Annotated in this window: 10 protein-coding genes and 1 pseudogene; 8 read left to right on the top strand and 3 right to left on the bottom strand. The window is 62.9% G+C overall.

Annotated features, from left to right (window positions below; all coding sequences use genetic code 11):
• Window positions 1–156 precede the first annotated feature (156 nt).
• The 7 genes and pseudogenes from JCM12178_RS16145 (at window position 157) to JCM12178_RS16120 (ending at window position 5,075) form a co-directional block, all read left to right on the top strand.
• Window positions 157–900 (top strand): tRNA1(Val) (adenine(37)-N6)-methyltransferase, encoded by a 744-nt coding sequence (locus tag JCM12178_RS16145; protein WP_054652904.1) that lies wholly within the window; start codon window positions 157–159, stop codon window positions 898–900.
• A pseudogene (locus tag JCM12178_RS20060) lies at window positions 897–1,238 on the top strand (C-GCAxxG-C-C family protein); the annotation flags it as partial. The gene JCM12178_RS16145 and the pseudogene JCM12178_RS20060, both read left to right, overlap by 4 nt.
• Before the next feature lie 53 nt (window positions 1,239–1,291).
• The gene (locus JCM12178_RS16140) at window positions 1,292–1,795 is read left to right on the top strand and encodes a DUF3795 domain-containing protein (protein ID WP_083466000.1); all 504 of its coding nucleotides are present in this window, start codon (window positions 1,292–1,294) and stop codon (window positions 1,793–1,795) included.
• 29 nt (window positions 1,796–1,824) lie between these two features.
• Window positions 1,825–3,171 carry an AAA family ATPase gene (locus tag JCM12178_RS16135; RefSeq protein ID WP_054652902.1) on the top strand — a complete coding sequence of 449 codons (1,347 nt, stop codon included), beginning with the start codon at window positions 1,825–1,827 and terminating at the stop codon, window positions 3,169–3,171.
• On the top strand, window positions 3,161–4,117 hold the full coding sequence (locus tag JCM12178_RS16130; RefSeq protein ID WP_054652900.1) for a metallophosphoesterase family protein: 957 nt from the start codon (window positions 3,161–3,163) through the stop codon (window positions 4,115–4,117). The genes JCM12178_RS16135 and JCM12178_RS16130 overlap by 11 nt, the downstream gene beginning before the upstream one ends.
• The gene (locus JCM12178_RS16125) at window positions 4,110–4,427 is read left to right on the top strand and encodes a hypothetical protein (protein ID WP_054652898.1); all 318 of its coding nucleotides are present in this window, start codon (window positions 4,110–4,112) and stop codon (window positions 4,425–4,427) included. Before JCM12178_RS16130 ends, JCM12178_RS16125 begins: the two co-directional genes overlap by 8 nt.
• A complete protein-coding gene (locus JCM12178_RS16120; RefSeq protein ID WP_054652896.1) occupies window positions 4,428–5,075 on the top strand; it encodes a hypothetical protein in 648 nt (215 codons plus the stop codon). It abuts the gene before it with no gap.
• Here JCM12178_RS16120 and JCM12178_RS16115 read toward each other — a convergent pair whose 3' ends face one another.
• From JCM12178_RS16115 to JCM12178_RS16105, 3 genes are read right to left on the bottom strand one after another with little or no spacing between them, the layout of a single operon-like run.
• The gene (locus tag JCM12178_RS16115; RefSeq protein WP_054652893.1) at window positions 5,076–5,342 is read right to left on the bottom strand and encodes a Nif11-like leader peptide family natural product precursor; all 267 of its coding nucleotides are present in this window, start codon (window positions 5,340–5,342) and stop codon (window positions 5,076–5,078) included.
• Between the two features lie 15 nt (window positions 5,343–5,357).
• Window positions 5,358–6,107 (bottom strand): SIR2 family NAD-dependent protein deacylase, encoded by a 750-nt coding sequence (locus JCM12178_RS16110; RefSeq protein WP_054652891.1) that lies wholly within the window; start codon window positions 6,105–6,107, stop codon window positions 5,358–5,360.
• Window positions 6,108–6,118: 11 nt separating this feature from the next.
• Window positions 6,119–6,841, bottom strand: a complete 723-nt coding sequence (locus tag JCM12178_RS16105) for a substrate-binding periplasmic protein (RefSeq protein WP_054652889.1) — start codon at window positions 6,839–6,841, stop codon at window positions 6,119–6,121.
• A 124-nt stretch (window positions 6,842–6,965) separates the two neighbouring features.
• On the opposite strand from JCM12178_RS16105, the gene ftsE reads away from it, so the two are divergent.
• Window positions 6,966–7,631: cell division ATP-binding protein FtsE (gene ftsE / locus JCM12178_RS16100; RefSeq protein ID WP_054652887.1), on the top strand; the 666-nt coding region annotated here is incomplete at its 3' end.

Here is a 7,631-nt window from a genome sequence, read left to right as displayed (position 1 = left end):
CTTGGCTTGCGCGACCTCTCGGCGGCTGGAGCCTTGCCGTGATACCGGTGCTCGCCGGGCTGTATCTTTTGCCGCGCACCTACTGAACATGCAGGAGGCCCATCTCTTTGCGGACGTCTTTCGCGCCGCTGGCCGCCGCATCCGACGGAGGCGCGCGTGACCGTGGCCGAAGCCCGCAGTTTTTTCCCCCGGGGATTGGCCCAGCCGGAAAACGGGTACCGCTTTTCTCTTGATTCGCTGCTGCTCGGCTCGTTTGCGCGGGTCAAACGGGGCTGGCGCGGGGCCGATCTCGGCTGTGGCAGCGGTGCGGTGTCGCTGGCCCTGCTTCTCGGAACCGATGTGGAAAATCTGGGCATAACGGGCGTGGAACTGGATGAAGAGGCGCTCAATTGCGCCAAAAAGAACGCCGAACAGCTTGGATTTAAAGATTGTTTTCATTTCGTATCGCAAGACGTCAGCGCATTTCGCGACGGTGAGCAGCAGATGGACTTCGTGCTCATGAACCCGCCGTATCGGGAGCCGGACCGCGGCCGGGTCAGCCGGGGCGACGCCCGTTCGCAGGCCCGGTTCGAGGCTGCCGGGACACTGTCGGACTTCATCGGCTGTGCGGCACGGTTGCTGAAATCGCGCGGGCGACTGTTCGTGGTTTTTCTGCCGGAGCGGTTGCAGGCGCTCTTCCGGGAGCTTGAGCGCCACAGGCTTGCGGCCAAGCGGCTTCTGATGGTGCACGGCAAGGCGGGCGTGGAATCGAAAATTGTTCTTGTGGAAGCGGTCAAGGACGGAGGCGAGGGGCTGACCGTCATGCCGCCGCTGGTGCTCTACGATGCCGATGGCGCAATGACTCCCGCGGCGCTAGAGTTCTGTCCTCATCTCGCCTGCAACGCACGGGAGGGTGCATGAAACGAGAGACCGGTGAACGGGCAAGAGAGCTTTTCAATTCCGGCTGGTACTGCGCGGAGAGCGTATACCGCGCGCTGGCCGAGGCCGGAGGTCGGTACGAACCGGGCATGGAGGCCTCCGCGTCCGGGTTCTGCTCCGGCACCTCGCGTACCAACGGCCTGTGCGGTGCGGTGACCGGAGCGATCATGGGCATCGGGCTCTATGCCGGGCGCACCGCCCCTCTGCCCGAGCAGACTCAGGATGTCCCATACGCCGTGGTGCAGGATTTCCTTGAACGGTTTCGCGCCGAATACGGCAGCGACAACTGTCAGCAGCTCACCGGCTGCGATTTCACCAAACCCGAGGTCACCGCAAATTCGATGAGGAAAACATCGGTGAAAGCTGCCGCCTGTTGTGTCGCTTTGCCGCGTCCGCAGCACTGGACGCGCTGGCGGATGCCGGGCTCGGTCCGCTGGCGACCATCGAGCAGGAGGTCGCGCCATGCGGCCTCTCCTGCGGCAAGTGTCTCGCCTACGGTGACGGCGAGATCCGCCGCCACGCGGCTGCGCTCAAAGAGGCGCTTGGTGATAATTTTGCGTCCTATGCCGAACGGTTCGCGGGCATGAACCCGGCGTTTGCGGGGTATGAGGGGTTCCGGGAACTGCTGGAGTTTCTTTCAAACGGAAGCTGCACCGGCTGTCGGGGGCAGGGTTGCCTGTTCGGCGACTGCACGGTGAAAGCATGCGTTCGGGAGCGGGGCGTTTCCTACTGCTTCCAGTGTGACGATTTCCCCTGTGCGACACATGGCCTGCCGGAGTTTCTTGCCAAACGGTGGCAGGAGAACAACGAGCAGATGCGCGACAAGGGGGTGTCCGTTTACGCACTTGAGCTACGCGGCCGCCACCGCTATCCTTGACCGCAGGAAACCGCAACGCGCAACATGGTATGATTACAAAGATAATTGTCGAAAACTTCATGGCCCACAAACGGACCGAGCTTGAGCTTGGTCCTGGCGTGACAGCCCTGACCGGCCCCAACAACACGGGCAAATCCGCGTTGGTGGAGGCCTTGCGCTGCGTGGCGGAAAATCCGACCCCCAAGCATTTCATCCGTCACGGCGCCAAGGAGGCCCGCGTCACCGTGGTGCTGGACGACGGTCACGAGATCACGTGGATTCGGAAAAAGGCGTCGCCGGGCTATGAAATCCTGCGGCCCGGGGCCGAGGAGCCCGAAGAGTTCTGGAAGCTCGGGCGGGGTGGCGTGCCCGAAGAGGTTCGCAAGCTTCTGCGCATGGACAAGGTCGACCTCGGCGACAACAACCCCGTGGACGTGCACATAGGCGACCAGCGCGAGCCGGTCTTTCTCCTGAACCGTCCGGACCGCGCGGTGGCCGATTTTCTGGCCTCATCTTCGGAAGGGGCCTACCTGTTGGATATGCAGGGCGCGCTCAAGCGCAAGGTGCTGGACAAGCGCCGCGAACTGGCCGGACGCGAGGCACGGTTGCGGGACATTAAAGACGAGCTGGATACCCTTGAGCCTCTGCCGGATATTTCGCTGGCCATGGAGCAGGCCCAAGCCCTCGGTGATCGGTTGGACGGTCTTTTACGGGAAATCCCTGCTCTGGAAGAGGTCTTGCGGGCCAGAGCCGAGCTTTTCCGGCAGCTTGAGGCGGCAAAGGCCGAGCGGCAGGCGTTGAAACCGCTCAGCGAAGCCCCAGCCCCGCATCCGCTGGCCGCTCTGCGTGAGACCATTGCCGAGCAGGCTGACCTTCAACGCCGCATTGCATTTGGCCGGGCCTATGAAGACGTTTTGCAGACACTTGCGGATCCGCCACAAACGCAGGAAACTGCTGCGCTCAGCGAACTGCACGGGGAGTTGCGGACCGTTGCGGACGCGCTCGGGGTTCAGCGTGCCAGAGCTGGGGCGATGGATGGCCTGAAGCCGCTGCCAGAGATTGCGGATGTTTCCGGATTGGATGCGCTTTATCACGAAATTTCAGATGGTTCTGCGTTGTTGAGGCGGTTGCGGAGTGCCGGAAAATCGCTGGGGAGTCTGCGCCAGCCGCCGGAGATGGAGGTTCCAGAGGGACTTGGAGAAACCCTGGAATCCTTGCGGACCTTGCGTGACATGCTGGCCGGGGCAAAGGGCGAGCAGGCGGAGGCGGAACGGGAGTTGGCCGAGCACCGCGCGCGCCTTGCCGAGCGGCTGGAGGCCATCGGCCGCTGCCCTGTTTGCGGAGGCGAGTTGGAAGTAGGCGAATTCATGGACGACGGAGGCGCGCATGACCATTGACCGCATCCGCGCCGAAGGGCTTTTCCTTATCGGTGACGCGCACTTGGCGGACACCCCGCCCGGACAGCGCATGGAGGGCTACCTCGATCAGGTTCTGGAGAAGACCAAGGCCTGTCTTGCCGAGGCTGACCGGCGCGATCTCCTTCCGGTGTTTCTCGGCGACCTTTTTCATCTCCCCCGTGACAACTCCAACAAAATGCTTGTGGAACTCATCCGTATTTTCGGGGGGCGCGCGGAAGAGCGCAAGGTCAGGGTGCTGGTGGGCAACCATGACAAGTACCAGTCGCGGTTCACCGAGGACGTTTCGTTGGCCGTGCTCGAGGCCTCCGGCGCGGTTCTGCTGATGAAGGAGGACGGCCCGCAGTTCGTGCTGGATACGCCCGCTGGGGACGCGCTGGTCTGCGCCAGCCCGGACGGGACATCCATCCCCCGGTCATTTGATCGATCCGAGGACTGCCCGGAGACCGTGGTCTGGCTCACGCACCACAACATCCGCTTCCCGGATTTCGAGGACAAGGCTTACGGCATCAAGGAACTGCCGGGCATCGACTGGGTCATCAACGGCCACATCCATAGGCCGCAGCCCACGGTGAAGAAGGGCATGACCACATGGGCCAATCCGGGAAACATCGTCCGCCTGACCTTTACCCGCCGCTCCATGGAGCGCGAACCTGCCGCGTCCGTGTGGCAGCCGGGCATGGACGAGCTTGAAACGTGGGTGATTCCGCACTTGCCGTTTGGCGAGGTGTTTCCGGATCAGGACTTCCCGCCCGAGGAGCATGAGCTTGAGGGCGGCTCCGAGTTTATAAAGGGGCTGGAAAAGCTGGCGTGGCGGCGCACCCATGAAGGTGTGGGGCTGAAAGAATTTCTGACCGACAATCTGGACGAGTCGCCGGAGTCGCGGCTCATTTGGGAACTATACGAGGAGGTCGTGGACCATGACTGACGAACAGGGCGCGGCACGCGACCGGGCGCTCGAAGCCGAACTGGCCGAGCTCCGGACAAAGCACAAGGAACTGGAGACCAGAAAGATCCGCACCGAGGAGAAGATCAGCAGCCTCACGGACCGTCTGGCCGAGCTTGAAAAACGCGCCAAAGCGGAGTTCGGCACGGCAGACCCGGAGGAACTGCAACGCATTCTCGAAGAAAAGCGCAAGGAAAACGAACGTCTTGTGGAAGAATACCGCAAGCATGTTCAAGATATCCGCAACGGGCTGGACGAGGTGGAGCGCACGTTCGGCAACGGTGAGGGGTAGATGGACAGGGCTGCGGAGCTGCGGGAGCTTGAATCCCGCCTCATGAGGCTTTCCGCCGTGGCCGAGAGCAGGGTGGACGAGCACGCCCGCGAGCGCGAGCTTGCCGGGGCGGCGCAGGACTATCTGGCGCTTGCCCCCCATGCGGCCGCGCGGCTGGAGGATTTGTCCTCGGCCCTGTTCGGCAAGGTGCTTGATGAAATCGAAGCCAACCTGACCCACGCCATCCGGGAAATACTCGGGCAGGACCGGGTGGTCTCCACGCTGCGCGAGGTCAAGAACGGCCGCCTGAACGTCTCCTTCCGCATTCACAACGCGGGCGAAGAGGACGCGGTGGAGGACATCATGCGGGGGCAGGGCGGCTCTGTGTGCAACATCCTGTCCGTGGGGCTGCGGCTCATCGCGCTGTCGCAGCTTCCGGAAGACCGGCACAGGCCGTTTCTGGTGCTTGATGAGCAGGACTGCTGGCTCAGGCCGTCGCTGGTGCCCAAGTTCATGAAGCTCATCGCCGAGATCGCCCACCGGCTGGACCTGCAGGTGCTGGTCATCAGCCACCACTCCATCGACCTGTTCAGCAACGCGGTGGACAGGGTTCACCGCATCCGGCCCGACCGGGAGCTCGGCGCGCGCATTGAAGCGGTCAAGGGTTGATTACAGCCAGCCGGACCGTTTCATCAGCACGAACAGGCGCTTGAAGTATCCGCCGCCGGGCACCTGCTCCAGATAGTAGTCATCCAACCGGCTTTCCGGCACCGTGGCGGTCAGGGTCTCGGCCAGAGTCTTCGGCGAGAACTTGTATCCTTCCTTTTTGGCGGCCAAGGCCATGGCCTCTGCGTCGCGCTGGTTCAGCACCTTGTTCGCGAGGTTGTCGTCGCACTGCAGATCACCGATGAATCGTGTCGCTTCCTTCCAGCTCATGATCGTTGTTCCTTGTCAGCGGGGAGTAAGAACGGCCTCGAGAAGCTCGGGGAGCATCCTTCCGGCCTTGCCTTCGAGATAGATGTCCGTTGCCTTGTACGTGTAGGCGGATTCGTTGGGGTTGATTTCAATGATCGTGGCCCCGTTGTGATGCGCCACCCACGGGATGCGTCCGGCGGGCTGTACCTCGCCGGTGGTGCCCACCACGATGAGCACGTCCGCGCTGCGGGCCAGTTGCGTGGCCTCGCGGTGAACGTCGTCAGGGATGCCTTCGGAAAAAAAAACGATGTCCGGCTTGAGAACGCCGCCGCAGTCCGGGCACTTGGGCGGCAGTGTGTCGAGGGAAACGGACTCGGTGGGGTACTTCCTGCGGCAGCTCATGCACTGCACCCGGCTGGTGGAGCCGTGGTATTCGAGCACATGGGTGTTCCCTGCCTTCTGGTGCAGCCCGTCGATGTTCTGGGTGACGACCGTGGTCAAAAGCCCTGCGGCTTCAAGCTCGGCAAGGGCGGTGTGGGCCTTGTTTGGCTTCACCGTGTTAAAGCGTTCATAGAACAGTTCGCGGATGAGCTTCCACGAGGCTTCCGGGTTCCGGCGGAAATAGCCCATCTCGAAAAGCGCCGGGTCGTGCTTGCTCCAGACCCCGCCGGGACCGCGAAACGGCGGGATGCCCGACTCCACGGAAATGCCCGCGCCGGTAAAGGCGAAGGTGGTCCGGGCGTCTCGGATGTGGTCGGCTGCGTTGCGAAGTGCTCCGTCAGACATCTGAACTTCCTTTATTCTTGCGTATCGTCGGGCGTCGATTGCACATCGTCAAGCGCCTTGTCGAGTGCGCTGCGAACGTAGTCCGGCTCGGTTGCCAGTCGCGACTTGCGGGAGACGGCCATGAACTCAGGGTCAGGGGCGCTCAGGCTGTATGGTGCGCGCTTAACCCATTTGGCAAAGCCCGTGCGCGCAAGGGCCGCTTCACCCCGGCGCACCTCCAGCGCGACCACGGAAATCTGGCCGGCTATCAAGAGCTTGAAGAGCTTGCCCATGTCGGTTTGTGCATAGCGTTCGATGCGCGGATCGTTGTCAAAGGCCGGGGCAAGGGCCATGCCCTTGATGACGCCGACGGTTCTGCCGTAGAGGTCCTGTTGGCGCTCAAGGCGGATGCCCGAGCCTTTTTTGATCCAGAACGCGGTGTCTGCGTGCATCCTGAGGGGGCGGGCCGGGAGCCAGACGGTCTCGTCCAGCGCGGGGCGGCGTTTCAGCCCGAATATGCAGTCGGCCTGACCGTTTTCCAGTAAGGTGAGACATTTCGGCCTGTCGCAGCGGATGAAGCGCGGCTTGAGGCCGAGGGCTGAGGCGACCGATTTCGCCAGTGCGATGTCAGGCCCTGTCGGGGTGCCGTCCGTCCAGACGGAGTAAGGCGGCATGTCCTCCACGGCCACGCGCAGAGAACCCGCATGCGCCGGGAGCGCGGCAAGGATCAGCAGGGCGAGTGTGGCGGACAGCATCGGAGCATGGGTTTTCCTCCATCGTGTCAATATGAATAGACATAAAGCGATGGTTGCGTCAAAGGTGCCGTGAAAGAGTGCGGATCATTTTACAAAGCGGCCTGTGAAGGCTACAAGGACGGTCATGGTCGAATTGACGAGAGTCTCCCATACGTTCGGGTCGCAGTGGGCCCTGAAGGATATTTCCTTCAAGCTCGGCAAGGGCGAGTTCATGTTTCTTACCGGGCATTCCGGTGCGGGCAAGTCCACGCTCCTGAAGCTGCTGTACGGCGCGCTGCCCCTCAAGCGGGGCAAGGCCAGGGTCTGCGGGTTCGAGCTGAACAAGCTCCGGCGCGGCAGGCTGCCGCTTTTGCGCCGCCGCGTGGGCGTGGTCTTTCAGGACTTCAAGGTCCTGCCAAGGCGCAGCGTCTTCGACAACGTGGCCATGTCGCTTGAAGTTCGGGGCATGCAGCGCACGCATCTGGAGCGCCGCGTCCGGGCCATCATCCGGGCCATGGGGCTGGAGGCCAAAAGCTATACGCCCTGCGAATTCCTTTCCGGCGGCGAGCAGCAGCGCGTGGCAATCGCCCGCAGCATGGTGGCCGGGCCTGAACTCATTCTCGCCGACGAACCCACCGGCAACCTCGACGTGGACCTGACCATGCACCTCATGGACATCTTCAAGCAGTTCCACAACTACGGAACCTCCGTCATCATGGCCACCCACAGCCGCGAAGTGCTGGACTGCGTGCCCAACGCGCGCACCCTGCACCTAGAGCGCGGCCGCATCGTGGCCCGCGACGGCGTGCCC

The organism is Salidesulfovibrio brasiliensis JCM 12178 (assembly GCF_001311825.1).
GTDB classification, from domain to species: Bacteria; Desulfobacterota; Desulfovibrionia; order Desulfovibrionales; family Desulfovibrionaceae; genus Pseudodesulfovibrio; species Pseudodesulfovibrio brasiliensis.
This window is presented reverse-complemented; position numbering and strand designations above follow the sequence as displayed.

Excerpts from the sequence above, each read along its gene's own strand:
- JCM12178_RS16135 (WP_054652902.1), top strand. The coding sequence starts at position 1,825 with ATGATTACAAAGATAATTGTCGAAAACTTCATGGCCCACAAACGGACC.
- JCM12178_RS16130 (WP_054652900.1), top strand. The coding sequence starts at position 3,161 with ATGACCATTGACCGCATCCGCGCCGAAGGGCTTTTCCTTATCGGTGAC.
- JCM12178_RS16125 (WP_054652898.1), top strand. The coding sequence starts at position 4,110 with ATGACTGACGAACAGGGCGCGGCACGCGACCGGGCGCTCGAAGCCGAA.
- JCM12178_RS16120 (WP_054652896.1), top strand. The coding sequence starts at position 4,428 with ATGGACAGGGCTGCGGAGCTGCGGGAGCTTGAATCCCGCCTCATGAGG.
- JCM12178_RS16115 (WP_054652893.1), bottom strand. The coding sequence starts at position 5,342 with ATGAGCTGGAAGGAAGCGACACGATTCATCGGTGATCTGCAGTGCGAC.
- JCM12178_RS16110 (WP_054652891.1), bottom strand. The coding sequence starts at position 6,107 with ATGTCTGACGGAGCACTTCGCAACGCAGCCGACCACATCCGAGACGCC.
- JCM12178_RS16105 (WP_054652889.1), bottom strand. The coding sequence starts at position 6,841 with ATGCTGTCCGCCACACTCGCCCTGCTGATCCTTGCCGCGCTCCCGGCG.